General features: G+C 63.1%; 23 protein-coding genes and 1 pseudogene. 17 read left to right on the top strand and 7 right to left on the bottom strand.

Going from position 1 to position 19004, the window contains the following annotated elements; translation table 11 throughout:
* Positions 1–314 precede the first annotated feature (314 nt).
* From QJT78_RS40940 to QJT78_RS40960, 5 genes are all read left to right on the top strand, one after another.
* The gene (locus QJT78_RS40940) at positions 315–569 is read left to right on the top strand and encodes a type II toxin-antitoxin system Phd/YefM family antitoxin (RefSeq protein ID WP_028153011.1); all 255 of its coding nucleotides are present in this window, start codon (positions 315–317) and stop codon (positions 567–569) included.
* Positions 569–976 carry a type II toxin-antitoxin system VapC family toxin gene (locus QJT78_RS40945; protein WP_028153010.1) on the top strand — a complete coding sequence of 136 codons (408 nt, stop codon included), beginning with the start codon at positions 569–571 and terminating at the stop codon, positions 974–976. Before QJT78_RS40940 ends, QJT78_RS40945 begins: the two co-directional genes overlap by 1 nt.
* A 110-nt stretch (positions 977–1086) precedes the next feature.
* On the top strand, positions 1087–1341 hold the full coding sequence (locus tag QJT78_RS40950; RefSeq protein WP_028153009.1) for a type II toxin-antitoxin system VapB family antitoxin: 255 nt from the start codon (positions 1087–1089) through the stop codon (positions 1339–1341).
* Complete coding sequence (locus tag QJT78_RS40955; protein WP_028153008.1) at positions 1341–1727, top strand: type II toxin-antitoxin system VapC family toxin; 387 nt, start codon at positions 1341–1343, stop codon at positions 1725–1727. Before QJT78_RS40950 ends, QJT78_RS40955 begins: the two co-directional genes overlap by 1 nt.
* Positions 1728–1729: 2 nt before the next feature.
* Entirely contained in the window at positions 1730–2803 is a 1074-nt protein-coding gene (locus tag QJT78_RS40960; RefSeq protein ID WP_038944953.1) for a tyrosine-type recombinase/integrase, read from the top strand.
* A gap of 16 nt (positions 2804–2819) precedes the next feature.
* Here QJT78_RS40960 and QJT78_RS40965 read toward each other — a convergent pair.
* From QJT78_RS40965 to repA, 6 genes and pseudogenes are all read right to left on the bottom strand, one after another.
* Positions 2820–3232, bottom strand: a pseudogene (locus QJT78_RS40965) (type II toxin-antitoxin system VapC family toxin).
* Positions 3229–3477, bottom strand: coding sequence for a type II toxin-antitoxin system VapB family antitoxin (locus QJT78_RS40970; RefSeq protein WP_080586775.1), 249 nt, complete (start codon positions 3475–3477; stop codon positions 3229–3231). The pseudogene QJT78_RS40965 and the gene QJT78_RS40970 overlap by 4 nt, the downstream one beginning before the upstream one ends.
* 175 nt (positions 3478–3652) lie before the next feature.
* Positions 3653–4075 carry a hypothetical protein gene (locus QJT78_RS40975; RefSeq protein WP_028153004.1) on the bottom strand — a complete coding sequence of 141 codons (423 nt, stop codon included), beginning with the start codon at positions 4073–4075 and terminating at the stop codon, positions 3653–3655.
* A 182-nt stretch (positions 4076–4257) separates the two neighbouring features.
* On the bottom strand, positions 4258–5577 hold the full coding sequence (gene repC, locus QJT78_RS40980; RefSeq protein WP_028153003.1) for a plasmid replication protein RepC: 1320 nt from the start codon (positions 5575–5577) through the stop codon (positions 4258–4260).
* A 279-nt stretch (positions 5578–5856) separates the two neighbouring features.
* A complete protein-coding gene (gene repB / locus QJT78_RS40985) occupies positions 5857–6885 on the bottom strand; it encodes a plasmid partitioning protein RepB (RefSeq protein WP_038944957.1) in 1029 nt (342 codons plus the stop codon).
* Positions 6882–8096, bottom strand: a complete 1215-nt coding sequence (gene repA / locus QJT78_RS40990; protein WP_028153001.1) for a plasmid partitioning protein RepA — start codon at positions 8094–8096, stop codon at positions 6882–6884. Before repA ends, repB begins: the two co-directional genes overlap by 4 nt.
* Before the next feature lie 401 nt (positions 8097–8497).
* Here repA and QJT78_RS40995 point away from each other — a divergent pair, with 401 nt between their 5' ends.
* Genes QJT78_RS40995 through trbI form a run of 12 tightly spaced genes read left to right on the top strand, consistent with a single transcriptional unit; the run spans position 8498 to position 18676 of the window.
* Positions 8498–9121: an acyl-homoserine-lactone synthase gene (locus QJT78_RS40995; RefSeq protein ID WP_028153000.1), complete on the top strand. Its 624-nt coding sequence runs from the start codon at positions 8498–8500 to the stop codon at positions 9119–9121.
* Positions 9122–9126: 5 nt separating this feature from the next.
* A complete protein-coding gene (gene trbB, locus QJT78_RS41000; RefSeq protein WP_038944959.1) occupies positions 9127–10095 on the top strand; it encodes a P-type conjugative transfer ATPase TrbB in 969 nt (322 codons plus the stop codon).
* Positions 10085–10465 carry a TrbC/VirB2 family protein gene (locus QJT78_RS41005; RefSeq protein WP_028152998.1) on the top strand — a complete coding sequence of 127 codons (381 nt, stop codon included), beginning with the start codon at positions 10085–10087 and terminating at the stop codon, positions 10463–10465. Before trbB ends, QJT78_RS41005 begins: the two co-directional genes overlap by 11 nt.
* Positions 10458–10757 (top strand): conjugal transfer protein TrbD, encoded by a 300-nt coding sequence (locus QJT78_RS41010; protein ID WP_028152997.1) that lies wholly within the window; start codon positions 10458–10460, stop codon positions 10755–10757. The genes QJT78_RS41005 and QJT78_RS41010 overlap by 8 nt, the downstream gene beginning before the upstream one ends.
* A gap of 9 nt (positions 10758–10766) precedes the next feature.
* A complete protein-coding gene (locus QJT78_RS41015) occupies positions 10767–13220 on the top strand; it encodes a conjugal transfer protein TrbE (protein ID WP_028152996.1) in 2454 nt (817 codons plus the stop codon).
* Entirely contained in the window at positions 13192–13989 is a 798-nt protein-coding gene (gene trbJ, locus QJT78_RS41020) for a P-type conjugative transfer protein TrbJ (RefSeq protein WP_028152995.1), read from the top strand. Before QJT78_RS41015 ends, trbJ begins: the two co-directional genes overlap by 29 nt.
* Positions 13986–14171: a DUF2749 domain-containing protein gene (locus QJT78_RS41025; protein ID WP_080586776.1), complete on the top strand. Its 186-nt coding sequence runs from the start codon at positions 13986–13988 to the stop codon at positions 14169–14171. Before trbJ ends, QJT78_RS41025 begins: the two co-directional genes overlap by 4 nt.
* 16 nt (positions 14172–14187) lie before the next feature.
* Positions 14188–15345: a P-type conjugative transfer protein TrbL gene (trbL, locus tag QJT78_RS41030; protein ID WP_028152994.1), complete on the top strand. Its 1158-nt coding sequence runs from the start codon at positions 14188–14190 to the stop codon at positions 15343–15345.
* Between the two features lie 43 nt (positions 15346–15388).
* Complete coding sequence (locus tag QJT78_RS41035; protein WP_028152993.1) at positions 15389–16051, top strand: conjugal transfer protein TrbF; 663 nt, start codon at positions 15389–15391, stop codon at positions 16049–16051.
* Between the two features lie 17 nt (positions 16052–16068).
* Positions 16069–16908, top strand: coding sequence for a P-type conjugative transfer protein TrbG (gene trbG / locus QJT78_RS41040; RefSeq protein ID WP_038944961.1), 840 nt, complete (start codon positions 16069–16071; stop codon positions 16906–16908).
* A gap of 2 nt (positions 16909–16910) precedes the next feature.
* Complete coding sequence (gene trbH / locus QJT78_RS41045; protein ID WP_028152991.1) at positions 16911–17363, top strand: conjugal transfer protein TrbH; 453 nt, start codon at positions 16911–16913, stop codon at positions 17361–17363.
* Between the two features lie 11 nt (positions 17364–17374).
* On the top strand, positions 17375–18676 hold the full coding sequence (gene trbI, locus QJT78_RS41050) for an IncP-type conjugal transfer protein TrbI (protein ID WP_028152990.1): 1302 nt from the start codon (positions 17375–17377) through the stop codon (positions 18674–18676).
* Here trbI and QJT78_RS41055 read toward each other — a convergent pair.
* A partial coding sequence (locus QJT78_RS41055) for a hypothetical protein (RefSeq protein ID WP_281460546.1) occupies positions 18664–19004 on the bottom strand: 341 nt, incomplete at its 5' end. The genes trbI and QJT78_RS41055 overlap by 13 nt on opposite strands.

Below are 19004 nucleotides of genomic sequence, written 5' to 3' on the forward strand. Positions count from 1 at the left end.
AGCATGGCTAAGGGTAACAAATGACGGCGCTTGTGACCATTTATTTCGATAAAACCGCCGCGCCTGTCGGCGGATAACAACGACCGATAATGTTGCATTATCGGTCGTTTTCTTCCTTATATAGGGCACGCCCGTTTTTCAACGCCGAGATCCCGGCAAATCGCGCTTCGGAAGCCCCCGCGCCGCCTGAGAGCCGGCGGCCGACGTGAATCTTTCCGCGGTCGAGGCGTCGGCACCCGAGGCGGCCCATCCTTGACCGCGACGAGGACGCCATTTAGAACATAGCTAGACTGTCTAGTCTAGGAACGCACAAAATGGAATGGCCGCTGCAGGACGCCAAGAACCAGTTTTCCAAGGTGGTGCAGAAGGCCCGCCTGGAAGGCCCGCAGGTCGTCACCCTGCGCGGGATGCGCGCCGCGGTGGTGCTGTCGGCCGCCGATTACGACGCGCTGCGCTCCGGGCGGCCGACCTTGGTCGACGACTTGCTGGCCGGGCCAAGCTGGGATGACGAACTGGCCGAAGAAGCGATGCGGCGCATCAAGACCCCCAGCCGCGACGCGGCCTTCTGATGTATCTCATTGATACCAACGTCGTTTCCGAGGCTCGGCGCGGCTCTCCGCAGGCAACCGGCTGGCTGCGCTCGGTGGATCCGGCCAGCGTCTACCTGAGCACCCTCACCCTCGGCGAGATCATGCGCGGCATCGCGCTGAAGCAGAAGTCGGACCCGAAGGTGGCCGGCCACCTTGCCGAATGGTTGCGCAAGTTGCGCCACGACCACGCCAACCGCATCCTGGCGGTGACCGACCAGATCTCCGTCGAGTGGGGTCGCATCGCCGCGATCCGGCCGTGTGGCGATATCGACGGGCTGATCGCCGCAACCGCGATCGTCCACGACCTCATCCTCGTCACTCGCAATGTGGGGGATTTCGACGATACGGGTGCAACGGTGATCAATCCCTGGGAGGCGTCGACATGAGCCGCAGTCCAGCAACCGGATGTGGCGAAGCCTGTCCAAAGGTGCTGGGCAATCGCATCGCCGTCCTATATAGGTAGAATATTGACAAATAGGAACCAAGGAACGCCAAGATGGCGCTGAGCATCAAGGATCCCGAAACCGAAAAACTCGCGCGCACGCTAGCCGAGCGGACAGGGGAAACCATCACCGTCGCGACCCGACGGGCGATCGAGGATAGGTTGCGACGGATCGGGGCCGACGCGACCAAGGCCGCGCTGATTGAGGATATGGAAGCCATTCGGCGCCGCCTCGCTGCCCTCCCGGTCCTCGATCCACGCAGCATGGATGACATCCTCGGGTACGACGAAAACGGCTTGCCGGTCTGATGGTGATCGACTCATCCGCCATTTTGGCGATTTTTTTGAATGAACCGGAAGCCAGCGAATTCGAGCATCGCATTGCGGCCGATCCTGTCCGGTTGATTTCGGCGGCGACGGTGTTGGAAACCGGAATAGGGATCGAATCAAGGTTGGGCGATGGGGGCGGCGGCGAGCTTGATCTTTGGCTACACAAGGTTGGTGTCGAGATTGTTCCGGTCACGGCCGGGCATGCGGATCAGGCACGGCGGGCGTGGCGGCGATATGGGAAAGGCCGGCATCCCGCCAAGCTGAACTTTGGCGATTGCTTTTCTTACGCTCTCGCCGCCCTCACCGGAGAACCTCTGCTGTTCAAGGGCAGCGATTTCTCGCAGACCGACATCAAGGCGGCCTGACCATGAACATTATCTCTCCTGGCAGCGAAAGCCTTCCCGTCACGTCGGAGGCCGTGCAAGAGACGGGCGCAGCCCCCTCCCCTACCCTGCCCGCTCACCTGGAACGGCTCGCCGATCGTGCCCGCGACTATGTCGACGCGGCGAACTCGGCCAACACGCGCCGGGCCTATGCCTCCGATTGGAAGCACTTTTCCGGGTGGTGCCGGCGTCAGGGTCTCGAGGTGCTTCCGCCCTCCCCGCAGACGGTCGGGCTTTACATCACTGCCTGCGCCTCCGGCGCCGCGACGGCCGATCGCCAGGCGAATTCGGTCGCGACGATCGAGCGCCGGCTCTCGGCCCTGACCTGGAACTATGCCCAGCGCGGCACGCCACTCGACCGCGCGGACCGGCATATCGCAACGGTCCTCGCGGGCATCCGCAACACCCATGGCGCGCCGCCCCGGCAAAAGGAAGCCGTGCTGCCGGAAGATGTCATCGCCATGCTCGAGACGCTTAATCGCGGCACCCTGCGCGGCTTGCGCGACCGGGCCATGCTGCTGCTCGGTTTCGCCGGCGGCCTGCGCCGCTCCGAGATCGTCGGCCTCGACGTCCATCGCGACGACACCGAGGACGGCCAAGGCTGGGTCGAGATCCTCGACAAGGGCATGATCGTCACTCTGCGCGGCAAAACCGGCTGGCGCGAGATCGAGATCGGCCGGGGCTCGTCCGACGCGACCTGCCCGCTCGTTGCCTTGCAGATCTGGCTGAAGCTCGCGCGGATCGGCCATGGACCGATATTCCGCCGGGTGACCGGCCAAGGCAAGGACGTCGGACCGGATCGCCTGAACGATCAACAGGTCGCCCGGCTGGTCAAACGCGCCGCGCTGGCCGCCGGAGTGCGCGCCGACCTGACCGAAGGCGAACGGGTCGAGAAATTCGCCGGACATTCGCTGCGCGCCGGCCTCGCCTCCTCGGCCGAGGTCGACGAGCGCTACGTGCAGAAACAGCTCGGCCACGCCAGCGCCGAGCAGACCCGCCGCTATCAGCGGCGGCGCGACCGCTTCCGGGTCAATCTCACCAAGGCGGCCGGTCTCTGACGCCGCGCCCTGTCCCTCAGAAGCTCCACGGCGAAATCAATTCGAGGCCTGTCGCGCCAAAATCACTGAGATTCCTCGTAGCCAATCGACCGCCGTTAACGCGGGCGATGGCTGCGATCATTCCGTCGGGTGCCGACATCGGCTCGCCACGGCGTGTCGCGTTTCCCATAATATCACCATACGCCAGCGCAGCCTCTTCGGTTAGGCCGAAGATCCGATCGGCAAAGCGTTGGCGCCAATCCAACAAGCCACGTTCCAGACGCTCGGCGCGTTGATCGGGCCTGATTTTCTGAATTCCGAACGCAATTTCGGCGATTGTGACCGTGGGAAGCGCAAGCTCTGCATCGTGCCGGACCAGCCAGGCGATGACCGCGTCGTCAGGGGCCTCCTCAAAGTCTCGGTGATCACATTGGTGTCGAGAAAAATCAAAGCTCGGGTCCGCCGTGGCATCGTCTGTCTTCGCGGATAATCGCGTCGAGGTCGATATCCGTATCGGCGCCGGACCTAAGACGGGCGTAGAACGCCGCCGGCGGTTCGCGCCCGGCCGCACGTTCCTCGTAGGCTTCGAGCGCACGCTCGACGACATCGGCGATCGAGCGATTTTCCCGACGCGCAAGCCGATGGGCAAGATCTCGTGCCCGGGCACTGCGGACTGAAAGTTGCGGTTCGGCCATATACGACTCCTTCATTGAGTATATAGGCAGGCTGGTGTGCCATCAAGCTGGCAGCTGCTGGCTAGCCAGCTTGACCACCGCTTACGAATTCAGCCTCTCGCGGCCTGTGATTTCAGGCGACGCACGCATGTTGCTCATCACCTCCCTCATCGCCATTCGCAGCTCGTCCTGGGCATCATCCAGTCCGACATGGCGCGGTATAGGCCGCGAGTGCCGCGAATTTCAGTGCGGCTAACATAGCGGCTTCGCTGCCCAGCTCGCGTGAGACCTGCTTCGCCGGATGCTTCTCCAGCACGGAAAGAGCAGACTGGGTGATCGTTTGCCCGATCTCGCCGATCAGATCGTCGAACACGGCAAGCTCAAGATCATCCTCAGAGCGGCTCGGCCGCGGCACAGGCGGGGTGTTTCGGACGGCAAGCGTCACTTCGCCCACCACCTCATCCACCAGACCAACGATCTCCCCGGCGCGCGCGTCGAGCTCGTCCCATGGGATACACCGTGTCCCGAGGCCTTCCTGAGCCTGATGCTCGGCCGGGGTCCGCGCCGCGATCCGGGCGTTAATCGTGAGACCGGAGCGATCATCGCCAAAGATCGTCATGATCCGCACCCGAGCCGGGCGGTCGCTGAGGCTGCGCAGCTCCTCGGCCCGTTTCGAGGGCCGCCGCGATCGCGCCGCCGACTGATGTCGTGTCTCTGGTCAAGTCGCCCTCCCCGGTCTCTGCCAGAAAAACGTAGCCGAGTCGTCTTCAGCGACGGAGTCCTTCCTGGCGCCGTTTTGGGTCATTTCGGCCGCCTGGCCATTGACGCGCGGAATTCGGCACTGGCTTGGTAGGCGCCGGGTTGCGTGGCTTTGCCCGGCTCGGCGGGACCACCCGCGGGCGGCGGGGTTGGCTTCGACCCGTCCAGCTTGGCGCGCAGCAACGCCATGATCATCGGCCAGACGGAGAATTTGCCCTCCTTGGCGCGGTCGGTCAGGCTTCGCAGATAGCCGCCGGCGCTGTTGATCTGGTCCGCTTTCTGGTAGATCGCGGCCAGCGTAATCGCGGCCTGTTGGTCACCCAGCACCTCCCTGGCCTCGCGCCAGGCGCTGGGGCTGATCCCCAGCATCGGCCGGGCAAGCTCCGCCGCAGCCACCAAATCCTTCCAGTGCCGGATTTCGCTGCCTTTGCTCAGCCAATGCATGTTGGGGCAGGCATCCAGAACAATCCCCAAGGGGAGCTCACGCTTCGGCAAGCTCCGCAGGTTGTGGTTAGCCGCGGCGTCGCCGCCCGCTTCATGTTTGGTCGCCAAGCCTCGTTCAGATTCAGATGAAAGATCTGGATTTGAATTCTGTATGTGGCAACCAGAATGGGACTCATTGGCGTCCAGATTCTGTGTTTTGGCGAACGTTTCCAACAGCTCACGAATCTCACGCCAAAGTTCTTCCATTTCGCCGCCGAGGCTCTCCAGGAGCTGCCGTGGGGCAGTCCGCGGAATCCGCCCTGCGATCTCCTGGTAGGTCTGCTGAAACCGTCTCCAATTTCCCGGGACGCCCTCGTCAAGCCCGGCTTCGATCATCTTGACGATGTCCCGGCGCAGGATGGTGAGCCGCTCCTTGGCAACGCGGAACGCCTTCTTCTCGGCCTGCACGGCGCTCGCCAGCGTCTTGTACTCCTCGGCACGGGCCACGATCGGAGCCAGGTCAAAGCCGTAGGCTTGCTCGATCTCTCCGCCCTGGCCCTTGCGGGCGTAGCGTTTGCCGTTGGGGCTGTCTCTGCGAATGATCAGGCCGCAGTCGACCAGGACGGAAAGATGCCGGCGCAGCGTCGTCGGCGGCATCCCGTTGGCCCGCGCCATCAACTGCTCGTTGGAAGGCCAGACGATCAACTCGCCGTCGCCCTCGAGCGCGGTCTCGGGATGGAACGACAACAGCGCGTGCAGGATCGTCAGCGCACGGTCGGTCGCGCCGAGAACCTGGCGCGCCTCCTTGATGTGCTGAAAGACGTGCCATTTGTGAACAATGGCGGATTCCGGCGTTGCCTTTGCGGCCAGCTGGCTTGAAATCATGCCAAGCGTCATCGGCCGCCGCCCAAAGGGCGTCGTTGATAGGGGTTGCGTCATGGTTTTGTCTTTCAGCCTTTAGGCAAAGCGAAAGCGCTCACCAAAACGGAGTCCAAATGCCTCGAAGAGGCTCTTGACTGTGATTCGCGGAAGTGGGATTCTCGTTGTCGCCAAACATACGAGAGAGAGGCTTCCGGGACACTGTTTCGGGGGCCTTTCTTTTTACCGCATGCTACCTCTGTGTTTGTTGCGCCAACTTCCGGCTTCGGCCGAGACCTCCGCCCTTCCCGCCGTCCAACCAAACCTTGTCAGATGACAAGGTTTGGTTGGACGACGAAATCACTCACTGCCCTCCCGGGCAAAAAACCTTTCCACCAGTCCCGGCAGCTCTTCCTCCAGGAAGGCCCCAAACCCGGTCGCGTGCTCCTCAGCGACCGTGAGTTTGATGTCCCCCTTTGCGAAGGTCGCCTTCCCTAAGACTTTCCCGGCAGAGCTCCGAAGCTCGAGCTCGCTTTGCGAACGCGCTGACGGCTGCTTTACAGCGGCAAAGACGAGCTTGAATCGATCGTCGGAGGTCAGCTCCGAAACCTTGTCACCTGACAAGGTTTTTTGCACCCGATCCAGCGCAGCCGAATCTTCTCCGATGGCAGTCGCCAACGCGCCCCAACGGGGCCGCCCGGCCTTCGGCGCCCGGCCAATCGCCTCGATCACCTCGACGGGCACAGCCCGGCAGACCGCTCTGAGGCGAGCGAGCTCCGGATCATCAACCGAAAGAGCGGCTCGGATGTCGCGAGCTTTGATGCCGGCCTGATCCATACGCCACGCGAATAGCGCGCGCTCGATCCAGCTCAGATCTTGACGCGCCGCGTTCTCGATACCCTGCGCGACGACAAGCTCGCTGTCCGACAGCGCGACAACTGTGGCTTTGACCTTGATGCCGAGATCTAAAGCCGCACGCCAACGCCGATGCCCGTAGACGACCTGGTACCGCCCGCTGACGGTCGGATGACGCCGGACCTGGATCGGCACCTTCTGGCCTTCATCAGCAATGAGCTTCTTGAGTGCCTCGAAATCGACCTGACTGTCGTCTGGCAGACGATCCGGGAAAGGCGATGGATCGATAGAGGAGGGATCGAGCTCCAAGCCGCCGCCGGCGTCGACCAGCGCCTGGAGACGGTCACGTTCGCCTCGCAGTTCTGCCAACGAACGCTGCGTGGCTCCGATCACCCCGGCTCCGACACGGGCTGGGATTTGGTTCGGTGCATCCGCGCCTACGGGCGGGGAGGAACTGTCAGGCGACGTTTCGGGCTTCGCGAACGAACCGAAGTTGGCGAGGATCGATCGACCTGAAGGACGCTTGTTTGTCATGCGCGTCCCCAAGCTTGAAGGACCAGCGCAAGAATCTGGTCGTTGACCGCATCAATGGATTCCCGCGCTCGCTTCGTAGTCGCGGCCGAGATGTTGCCCGGCTCCAGCTCATAGAGCGTGCGCTTCGCCAGACCAGCGGTCTCGATGGCCGCGCTCGCGATGGCCGTCGCCGTCAGCACGTCTTCAGTGAACAAGTGTCGGAGCATGGTCACGACCCGGACCTGAGATTGGTCAAACGGGTCGTGCCGCGTGACGACGTAGCGAAGGAAGTCCTGCTTCATCGTTGCGCCGGCATCGCGGATGACCGATATGAGATCACCCATCATCAGCAAGAACTGGCTCATCGACATAACGTCGAGCATCGCAGGGTGGACTGTCACGAGAAGCCCGGTTGCCGCATAGATGGCGCCCAGCGTCAAGAAACCGAGCGAAGGCGGCGTGTCCAGAATGACCACATCGTAAGCGTCTTCTACGTCCGTCAATGCGAGACGCAACCGCTCGAAAAAGATGCTCTCAGCGTCCGACTGTCCTTTCGACAAGTAGCGCGGCGTCTCGTGCTCGTACTCCATAACCTCGATGTTTCCGGGAATGAGGTCGATGCCAGTGAAATAGGTCGGCCGGATGACGTCTGCGATAGAGCGACGCTCATCGTCGTAGCGCAGGGCCGCATAGATCGTTTCGTTGTGTTGGACATCAATTTCCGGCTGGGCACCGAACATGGCCGACAACGACGCTTGGGGATCGAGGTCGATCGCCAGGACACGATAGCCTTGGAGGGCCAAGTAGTGGGCAAGGTGCGCGCTGGTTGTCGTCTTCGCGCTGCCGCCCTTGAAATTCGCGACCGCCAAAACCTGCAAATGCTCGCCCGACCGACGATGAGGCTTGAACCTCAAGGCATCTGCCGGACGCTGCGCAGCGAACAGTTCCCGAAGCTCATTGATCTGGGCAAGCGTGTATGCGCGATGATTGTTCTCCAGGCGGGCAGGGAGGGGACCCTTGCCTTCGTTTGACATCAACTTGAGAGTCGATTCTGGAATTGAGGTGAGCTTTGAGACCTCATGGGTCATGAAATACCGTAGGCTTTTCTGAGCGTCCGGGGGATACATCTGCTGGCGCCTGGCCTGCAGATGCTCAGAAAGCATTCCCGCGTGTCGGATAATCTTGTCGGCGGGATCTTCAATTTGGATCCTGGTCTGGGCCTGCGCAGTCATGCCGATTCATCCCTTCGTTGTCGGCCAGTAGGCGGTTTGTCGCCCTTTGCCCGCTAAAGCTAGGTCACGATTCTCGGCTTTCGTCCAGTCCTTTAAGGTTAACAGATACTTAACGGCACCCTTGCATCGTGCTTATCGAGCCGCTGATTCGTAGGAGTTTGCTCAATCTTATCGTAGACTTATCTTGCGCCGCGGTGACGCTTCGTCCCCCGTTAATCTTACAGTCCGAGCCAACCCTTGGCCGCCGGATTTCGATCACTGACAGACACAGACGCGACGCCTGCGACGCGGCTCACGCGAATCGGAGCTCGCCGGGGCCCCGTTAATTCACCAGAGCGTACGAGCCGCCGCGCCGTGCTGACTTGCCTCCGTTCACGCGAACGCGACGGAGGATTCGACGAATGCGGGCAATTGCGATCGATGCCAACGAACACGGCGGATTGGGGTCTCTGGTCGATGAGATGCATCAGTTGCGCGCCCGGATGTTCGCCCACCGGCTCGGTTGCCAGGTCAGGATCGAGTACGGCCGCGAGCGCGATGAATACGACGCGCTTGACCCGACCTACCTCCTGGCCCTGACGGACCTCGGCGGCGTCGCCGGCTGTGCCCGTCTGCTTCCGACCACGGGCCCGACCATGCTGTCGCGGACCTGCCCGCAACTGCTCCCAGGCGGCGGGTTACGAAGCAAATCGACCATGATCGAGATCTCGCGCTTTTGCCTCGACACGCGCGTCGGGAGGAGAGGAGGCCGGTTCCTGCACGAGGCCACGCAGACGATTTTCGCGGGGATGATCGAGTGGTCGATGTCGAATGGCTTTGGCGAGATCGCCACGGCAAGGGACGTGCGCTTCGAACGCATCATCCAACGGGCGGGCTGGCCCATGACGCGCCTTGGCGGCGTAAAGCTCATCGGTGAGACCATGAGCGTCGCCGGCATCCTATCGGCCGACCAGGCAAGCTTCGATCGAGTGTGCCCGCCAGGCTATCGGTCCGCCCCGCTGCGCCTTCAGCGCGTCGCTGCGTGAGCGATATGGCCGAACTTCGTTCTCATCCGCGACTTGTCCGTAAACTTCAGGATGCCCTGGGCGACCAGATCTGCGCCGCGCTCGACGATCCGGCGGTCGTCGAGGTGATGCTCAATCCGGATGGCCGGTTGTTCATTGAACGACTAGGCCACGGGATGACAGCTGCCGGGACCATGCTGGGGGCGACCGCCGAGATCATTATCGGCAGTGTCGCGCATGCACTGCAATCCGAGGCCGACGACGAGCGTCCGATCATTTCGGGGGAGCTGCCGATCGGCGGTCATCGCTTCGAAGGCTTGCTGCCGCCCGTCGTCGGCGCCCCCGCGTTCACAATCCGAAAGCGGGCTTCGCGTCTGTTCGATCTCGAGGATTACGTGACGCAAGGCGTGATGACGGCCGACCACCTCGCGGTCATCCGCAACGCCATCGCATCGCGCCTGAATATCGTCGTGTCGGGCGGCACGGGCTCGGGTAAGACCACACTCGCCAATGCGGTGATCGCGGCGATCGTCGCGCATGCGCCTGAGCACCGCCTGGTCATTCTCGAAGACACGGCCGAGATCCAGTGCGCGGCCGAAAACGCCGTCTCGCTTCACACGAGCGACACGGTCGATATGGCGCGCTTGCTCAAGAGCACGATGCGGCTGCGTCCCGACCGCATCATTGTGGGAGAGGTGCGCGACGGCACCGCGCTCACGCTGCTCAAGGCGTGGAATACCGGCCATCCCGGCGGCATCACCACCATCCACGCCAATAGCGCCGTTTCGGCGCTGCGCCGTCTCGAGCAGCTCACAGCCGAAGCCAGTCAACAGCCCATGCGCGAGGTCATCGGCGAGGCGGTCAATCTGATCGTCTCGATCGAACGAACGGATCGCGGCCGCCAGGTCCGCGACGTGCTCCATGTCGAGAGCTTCTCAGCGGGCCAATACCGAACCCAGTCCTATGCCCCGAAGGAGGAACGCCATGTCGCATAACCGCATGATGATTGTCGGCACGAGCGCCGCATTGCTCGCGCTCCTGATACTCGACCCCGCCTTTGCGTCGACCAGCGGCGGCGGCAATCTGCCTTGGGAGAGCCCGCTTCAGCAGATCCAGCAGTCCATCACCGGCCCAGTGGCTGGCTTCATCGCGCTCGCGGCCGTGGCCGTTGCAGGCGGCATGCTGATCTTCGGTGGCGAGCTCAACGATTTCGCGCGACGCCTCATGTATGTCGTGCTTGTCGCCGGCATTCTGCTCGGCGCCACACAGATCGTGGCTCTATTCGGTGCAAGCGGCGCGTCGATCGGTGATGTCACGCGTGCAGCGGCCAGCGCCGATGGGGCAGGGGAGCCCGGTCATGGCTGAGGTCGGGGCCAATCTGCGACGCAATCGCATTCACCGCGCGCTGTCGCGGCCGAACCTGCTATTCGGCGCCGATCGCGAGCTTGTGCTATTGACAGGCCTTGCCGCCGTCATCCTGATCTTCGTCGTGCTCACCTGGTATGCGGCGATCCTCGGCGCAGCTATCTGGATCGTTGTCGTCGCGGCGCTGCGGATAATGGCGAAGGCCGACCCGATGATGCGGCGGGTCTATGCCCGTCACATCTCCTATCGGCCTCACTACCGGGCGACCTCGACGCCCTGGCGTCGTTACTGAGGTCCGCTCATGGTCGCGCTGCGTACATTCCGTCATTCTGGCCCGTCCTTCGCCGATCTCGTGCCCTATGCCGGGCTCGTTGCGAACGGAATCGTGCTGCTCAAGGACGGCTCGCTGATGGCGGGCTGGTATTTTGCTGGGCCTGACTCCGAGAGCTCGACCGACGCCGAACGCAACGAGGTCTCGCGCCAGATCAACACGATTCTGGCGCGCCTCGGCTCCGGCTGGATGATCCAGGTCGAGGCGGTGCGGGTGCCGACCACGGATTATCCGGCGCAGCAGGACTGCCACTTTCCCGATCCGGTGACGCGGGCGATCGACGACGAACGCCGCGGCAGGTTCGAGCAGGAGAGGGGACATTTCGAGAGCCGCCATGCGATCATCCTGTCCTGGCGGCCGCCCGAGCGGCGGCGCGCGGGTCTCGCGCGCTACATCTATTCCGATGCCGAGAGCCGGTCGGCCTCCTATGCCGACACGGCGATCGAGAGCTTCCGTACCTCGATCCGCGAGGTCGAGCAGTACCTCGCGAGCGTCCTGTCCATCCGCCGCATGGAAACGCGCGAGGTTGAGGAGCGCGACGGCACGCGCATAGCGCGTTACGATGAACTGTTCCAGTTCATCCGCTTCTGCATCACCGGCGAGAATCATCCGATCCGCTTGCCGGATATCCCGATGTATCTCGACTGGCTGGCGACGGCCGAGCTCCAGCATGGCCTGTCGCCGATGGTCGAGAACCGCTTTCTCGGCGTCGTGGCGATCGACGGTTTCCCGGCCGAGAGCTGGCCGGGAATCCTCAACTCCCTCGATCTGATGCCGCTGACCTATCGCTGGTCCTCGCGTTTCATGTTCCTCGACGACCAGGACGCGCGGCAGAAGCTCGAGCGCACCCGCAAGAAATGGCAGCAGAAGGTCCGCCCCTTCATCGACCAGCTCTTCCAGACGCAAAGCCGCTCGATCGATCAGGATGCGGCCGCCATGGTGGCCGAGACCGAGGATGCGATCGCACAAGCCTCTTCGCAACTCGTCGCCTATGGCTATTACACGCCGGTCATCGTGCTGTTCGACGAGAGCAGCGCGCGCCTGCAGGAGAAGGCCGAGGCGGTCCGTCGCCTGATCCAGGCCGAGGGTTTTGGCGCGCGCATCGAAACGCTGAACGCGACGGAAGCCTTCCTCGGCAGTCTGCCGGGCAATTGGTACGCCAACATCCGCGAGCCGCTCATTAACACGCGTAACCTCGCCGACCTGATCCCGCTCAATTCGGTGTGGTCGGGCAATCCGACCGCGCCATGCCCGTTCTATCCGCCTAGCTCCCCGCCATTGATGCAGGTCGCATCCGGTTCAACACCCTTCCGGCTGAACCTGCATGTCGACGACGTCGGTCATACCTTGGTGTTCGGGCCGACGGGCTCCGGCAAGTCGACGCTGCTCGCGCTGATCGCAGCGCAGTTTCGCCGTTATGCCGGTGCGCAGATCTTCGCCTTCGACAAGGGCCGCTCGATGCTACCGCTGACGCTGGCCGCCGGCGGCGATCATTACGAGATCGGCGGCGATGACGCCGACGGTGCGGCAGCGCTCGCGTTTTGTCCGTTATCGGATTTATCGACGGACAACGATCGCGCCTGGGCGGCGGAATGGGTGGAGACGCTCGTCGCCGTGCAAGGCGTCTTGATCACGCCCGATCATCGCAACGCCATCTCGCGGCAGATCGGCCTGATGGCCGAGGCCCGCGGACGATCGCTGTCGGACTTCGTGTCGGGTGTGCAGATGCGCGAGATCAAGGACGCGCTGCACCACTACACGGTCGACGGTCCGATGGGCCAACTGCTCGATGCCGAGAGGGACGGCTTGCAACTCGGGTCGTTCCAGACCTTCGAAATCGAGCAGCTGATGAATATGGGCGAGCGCAACCTTGTCCCGGTCCTGACCTATCTGTTTCGACGAATCGAGAAAAGGCTGACCGGCAGCCCCAGCCTGATCATTCTCGACGAGGCCTGGCTGATGCTCGGCCATCCCGTCTTCCGCGACAAGATTCGCGAATGGCTGAAGGTGCTGCGCAAGGCCAATTGCGCAGTGCTGCTCGCCACGCAGTCGATCTCTGATGCTGAGCGCTCCGGCATCATCGACGTGCTGAAAGAGAGCTGCCCGACCAAGATCTGTTTGCCGAATGGTGCCGCGCGGGAGCCCGGTACGCGCGAGTTCTACGAGCGTATCGGCTTCAACGAACGGCAGATCGAGATCGTCGCGGCAGCTAGCCCCAAGCGCGAATACTACGTCGCCTCGCCCGAGGGTCGCCGTCTCTTCAACATGGCGCTCGGACCCGTCGCGCTCTCCTTCGTCGGTGCGTCCGGCAAGGAGGACCTGAAGCGCATCCTGGCGCTGAAGGCGGCCGAGGCCAATTGGCCCGTTCACTGGCTCAAGGAAAGGGGGATCGGCCATGCCGAGACGCTTCTCGCCGATTTGTAGGACGCTCATCATCGCCACGATCATCGGATCGCCGGCGGCCGGTCCAGCCTTCGCCGGAGCCGCGGCCGGCGGCGCGACCGAGTTCACGCAAATTCTCAATAACGGCGAACTGGTCAGCCTCGTCGGTCAATCGACGACGCAGATCAACAACCAGATTCAACAAATCTCCCAGCTCGCCCAGCAGATCCAGAACCAGCTGAGGATCTACGAGAACATGCTGCAGAACACCGCGCAGTTGCCCTCGCATGTCTGGGGGCAGGCCGAGAACGACCTCAAGCAGCTGCAGAACATCGTCAACCAAGGCCAGGGCATGGCGTTCTCGATGGGAAACATCGATGACGTGCTCATGCAGCGCTTCCAGAGCTACGCGCAGTTCAAGACCAATCTGCCGAACGCCGCGAGCTTCGCCTCGACCTATCAGACCTGGTCGGCGACCAACCGCGACACGATCTCGGGCACGCTGCAGGCGGCGGGTCTCACCTCGCAGCAGTTCGCGACCGAGAACTCGACGATGACGCAACTCAAGACCGCTTCGGAGAGCGCCGACGGCCAGATGAAAGCTCTGCAGGTCGGCCATGAGATCGCCGCGCAGGAAGTCGCCCAGATGCAGAAGCTGCGCGGTCTGATCGCGCAGCAGACGACGATGATGGCGACCTGGTTTCAGTCCTCGCAGGCGAGCAAGGACCTGTCGCAGGCGCGCCGGGAGCAGTTCTTCAACGCGACCTCGCCCGCGACCTCCGGCGGCCAGACCATGGAGCCGCGCTGGTGAGACCGTCTACCATCATCATCGTCGTCATCGCCATTGGCGCCTGCGCTGCAGGAGCTTGGCTGTTCCTCGCGCCGCACACGCCAAGGCCGGGACAAGGGACTGCGTCGGCTGCCGGTGACGTCTTTACCCCCCCGCAGGACTACAAGACGTCCGGCGGCCAGCAGATGAAACCGCGTTGGTAGAGAAAGGGAGCAGGGGGTGCGTGGGATTAAACCGGGGCTCGTTCTGATCATTGTGTTCGGCATTGTCGTTGCTGCGCATCCTGCCTTGGCGCAGCAGGACGGCAGCGTTCTCACGACGCTGGAAAATTCGGTGACGACGGCCGCCAAGGGCTGGCAGACCGTCATGCAGGCGGCCAAGTCGTTGTTTTGGATCCTCGCTGGCATCGAGGTCGGCCTGGCCGCGGTCTGGCTCGCCATTCAGACCGCAACCCTCGATGCGTGGTTCGCCGAGATGGTGCGGCGGATCATGTTCATCGGCTTCTTCGCCTTCGTGCTCGACCAGGGACCGAGTTTCGCGAAAGCGGTCGTCGACAGCCTCTATCAGATCGGTGCTGGCGGCGGCTCGGCGTCGCCGGCGGATGTGTTCAACGCGGGTCTCAAGGTCGCCTCCGCGATGTCGCGGAACGCGCAGTTCGGCCTGTTCCAGGACAATGCACTGGCGATCGCCTCGGTGTTCGCCATGGTGATCGTGGTGATCGCCTTCTCGCTGGTCGCGGCGATCTTCGTGGCTGTCATGGTCGAGATGTATGTTGGCCTGCTCGCCGGCATGATCATGCTCGGCCTCGGCGGCTCCTCCTTCACCAAGGATTTTGCCATTCGCTACCTCGTCTATGCTTTCTCGGTCGGCATGAAGCTGATGGCGCTGGTGATGATCGCCAAGATCGGCTCCGACGCCTTGCTAAACCTCGCCAACCAGACCGGCACCAGCAACGACGCGTTCGTCGGGACATTGGCGATCGGAGGCATCTCCGTCGTCGTCTTCATTATCTCGATGTACGTGCCGAGCATCGTCCAAGGCGTCGTGCAGGGCGTCTCCGTCGGTAGCGGCATGGAAGTGGTGAAGCATGGGGGACAGGCGGCGAGCTTCGCGGCCGGCAGCGCCGCCCTCGTCATGGGAGGCGCGCGGGCCGGGGCGGCCGGCTTCAGTTCCGCGCGTGCTGACGGCGCCTCGTTTGGCGCGGCCGCCCTCAAGGCGATGACGCAAGGCATCGGCACGGCGGGCGGCGCGCTCGCCTCCGCCGCGCGCGATCAGGCGATCGGCGCGCCGGGCTCGTTCGGCACGTCGACGCTCGGCCTTGCCAACGCCAAGCTCGATCAGCGGGTCGCCCAGCAGAAATCGACCGGAAAGACTTGAGCCGATTCAACCCGACAGATGAAACATGGAAAGCCTTTCTCGAATGCCCGCGCGCAATTCGCCCGACAATCCCTATCTCGCCGCGCGCCAGGAATGGAACGAGCGCTACGGCTCCTATGTGAAGGCGGCCGCAGCGTGGCGCACCATCGGCATCGTCGCCATGGTCATGGCCGTGATCGGCTTCGCCTATGCACTGTTCCAGAGCACGCAGGTTAAGCTCGTTCCCTACATCGTCGAGGTCGATAAGCTCGGCACCGCCGCGAGCGCTGGCTATCCGCAGCAAATCGAATATGCGGATCCGCGGGTCGTGCGCGCGACGCTCGGAAGCTTCATCTCGAACTTCCGATCGGTCACGCCCGATGCGGTCGTGCAGAAGCAGTATATCGATCGGACCTATGCGCTGCTGCGGACCTCCGATCCCGCCACGCAAAAGATCAATGACTGGTTTCGGAGCAACTCGCCGTTCGAGAGGGCCAAGACGACGACGATCGCCATCGAGGTCAACAACATCGTCGCCCTATCCAACCAATCCTATCAGATCGACTGGACCGAATTCGAGCGCGACAGGAAGGGAAAGCAAACCGGCGAGCACCGCTTTCGCGGCATCGCCACCGTCACGCTGACCCCGCCCCAGGACGAGCAGACCATCCGGCTCAATCCGATCGGGCTGTACCTCCGTGATTTCGACTGGACGGCGCAACTATGAAAGGGGCGGGGACACCAATGCACCTAAACACAATCAGACCGCATGCATGCATTGTTCTCGCGGCATCCGGCTTCGGCTTGCTGCTTGCCGGTGTCAGCGCGCACGCGCAGGCGATGACGGCCAAGGAGCGAAAGGGCACAAGTATCTCGAGTCAGTGGCGCGGATCGACCGGCCTGGTGACGCGCGGCGCCGACGGCAAGGTCGTCTTCCTGTTCGGGGAGGTCCAGCCCTCCGTCGTCTGCTCGCCGCTCGAGGTCTGCGATATCGAGCTCGAGGCCGGTGAGGTCGTGCGCGATGTGCTGGTTGGCGACACCGTGCGCTGGAAGGTCGAACCGGCGACGTCTGGGGCGGTCGGCGGACAAGCCATCCATCTGATCGTCAAACCATCGGAGCCAGGGCTCGTCACCTCGATGGTGGTGACGACCTCGCGGCGGACCTATCACATCCAGCTCAAATCGAATGCGAGCCAATACATGGCGCGCGTCGGCTTCGAATATCCGGAGGCTGTCGGCAGCCGGCTCGCGGACGTCAACGCGCGTCTTGGCACTGAGGTGATTCCGGGCGCTGGCGTTCCCGCGGAGCAGTTGAGCTTCGCCTACAGCGTGAACGGCAACGCCTCCTGGCGGCCGACGCGCGTCTACAGCGATGGCGTGAAGACCTACATCCAGTTTCCGTCGTCGCTCTCCGGACAGGATGCACCGGTCCTGTTCGTGGTGTCGGGCGGCCAGAACCGCATCGTCAACTACCGGCTGAAGGGCGACATGATGGTGGTCGATTATCAGATCGACACCGCCATTCTGGTCTCCGGCGTCGGCTTTTGGAACCAGGACAAGGTGACGATCCGGAGGGGAGGATGACCATGCGCGCGGCCTCCTCGATGCGTCAGCTCCTCCTTCTCTCCCTGCTCGGCCTGTCGCTCGCGGGATGCGCCTCCTTCGGCAGCAGCGCCCTGGTCGCGAGTTCGGCGCCTTCAGATCTGTCTGGTCCCGCGGCCTCGGCGATCGCCGGCGACATGGTGACGAAACTCGCCGAGCAGGTCGGGCCGGGCTCTGGCACGATCCTCCTGAAGCCCGACGGCACGCCCTTCGGCCAGGCGCTGGAGATGTCGCTCAAGAGCTGGGGATATGCGGTGGCGACCGATCAGAAGACCGGCGGCGAGAAGACCATTCCACTCGCCTATGTGATCGAGTCCTACAATGGCCAGGTGCTGGCGCGCTTGTCGACGGGCAGCGTTCAGCTCGGCCGCGCCTATGCCGCGACGGCCTCCGGGGCATCGCCGGCCAGCCCGCTCTCCGTCATGCAGCGCGGGTAGGGAGGGCGATCATGGTGCAATCCCTGAAGCTCGGCGGCGCTCCGGAGGGCGAGGGCAAAGGAATCCGTCGCCTCAACCGGCTGCCGATCATTGTCGCCATCGTGCTGGTGATCGTCTTCTTCGCCGTCATCTTCTATGGCCTCACGTCGCGCGGTCTGTACTTCCGTCGCGCCGCCGGCATCGACACCGCCTCATCCAACCCGGCATCGACCTACGCCGATCAACTCAAGAAGGGCGTCTCCAACGGCATCATCGGCGACCAACAGGAAGCACAGACGTTCCAACCGGCCCCGGCGCAGCCCGAGCCCCCAAAGCCGGCAAGCAATCCCTTCACCGGCCGACAGCAGGCGGAGCCGGCCGGCTCGCAACTCGAATCCGAAGCGCTGTGGCGGGCGCGCCTCGAGCGGGAGGCACATGAACAATATTTGCGGGAGCAGCAGCGCCAGCGCATGGCCCGCGTGCAGGCGAACGACGCCGCCTATGATTCACCGCTCGGCATCAATCTCAGCAAGCTGCAAACATCGAGCGCATCCGTAAGCAATGCGGCGCAAGCGAAGACGACGACGACACCCGGTCTTGGACGCGGTGCGTCCGACCTTTATGCGACGGCGCTCCGCGCCGGCTTTGGCATGCAGAACATCGATCCGAACGGGCAAATGGCGAAAGAGGATTTCTTCAATGCAGACCTTAAGAAGCTCGGCTACCTCCCCAACAAGGTGGTCGCCCCGACATCCGCCTACGAACTGAAACGCGGTTCCGTCATTCCAGCGACGCTGATCACCGGCATCAATTCCGATCTTCCCGGTCGCATCACAGCCCAGGTCAGCCAGAACGTCTACGACAGCGCCACCGGCCATCAGTTGCTGATCCCGCAGGGCGCCAAACTCCTGGGGCGGTACGATTCCAAGGTTGCATTCGGACAAAGCCGCGTCCTTGTGGTCTGGACTGACATCGTCTTCCCGAACGGCTCGACGTTGCAGATCGGTGGCATGGCAGGCACCGACCCGGAAGGTTATGGTGGCTTCAACGATCAGGTCGACAACCATTACTTCCAGGTATTCGGCTCCGCGATCCTGATTGCCGCGATCGGAGCGGGCATCGACATGTCAGTGCCAGCGAGTTCGCCGTATGGGTATCGGCAGACACCGTCCGACTCCGCACGAAACAGCTTTGCCGAGACGTTTGGCCGGGTCATCGAACAGACGATCAGCAAGAACATGAACGTCCAGCCTACACTGGAGATCCGACCAGGCTATTTGTTCAACGTCCTCGTCGACCAGGACATGGTCTTTCCGGGGGCTTACAGGGGATGAAGTGCTTCGGTCCGGTTACGATAGAGTCTCTGGGAGATGCCGCGTTGGGCGCGAAGCAATCGATCCAGTTGGCCGATGGAGAGTGCTTCTCGTTCTCGCAACTGATCGCGCGTCGCCAAGAGGCGAGGCGGTCCAGCACCGTTGCGCGGAATTCCGCGGAGCCCAGCGCCCGATCCCGCCACACTCGTCGCGCGGATGATCGAAAGACTCATACCGATCGACAGAGCTGGCCCCGCAAATTCGGACAGTAGCTTGAGTGGATTTTCTGCCTGACAGCGGCGAGGATTCTTGCTGCGAATCAGGAGCGAAGATGACGAAGAAGAGCCGC

It is taken from the genome of Bradyrhizobium sp. Mp27 (assembly GCF_029953005.1).
Taxonomy (GTDB): domain Bacteria; phylum Pseudomonadota; class Alphaproteobacteria; order Rhizobiales; family Xanthobacteraceae; genus Bradyrhizobium; species Bradyrhizobium barranii.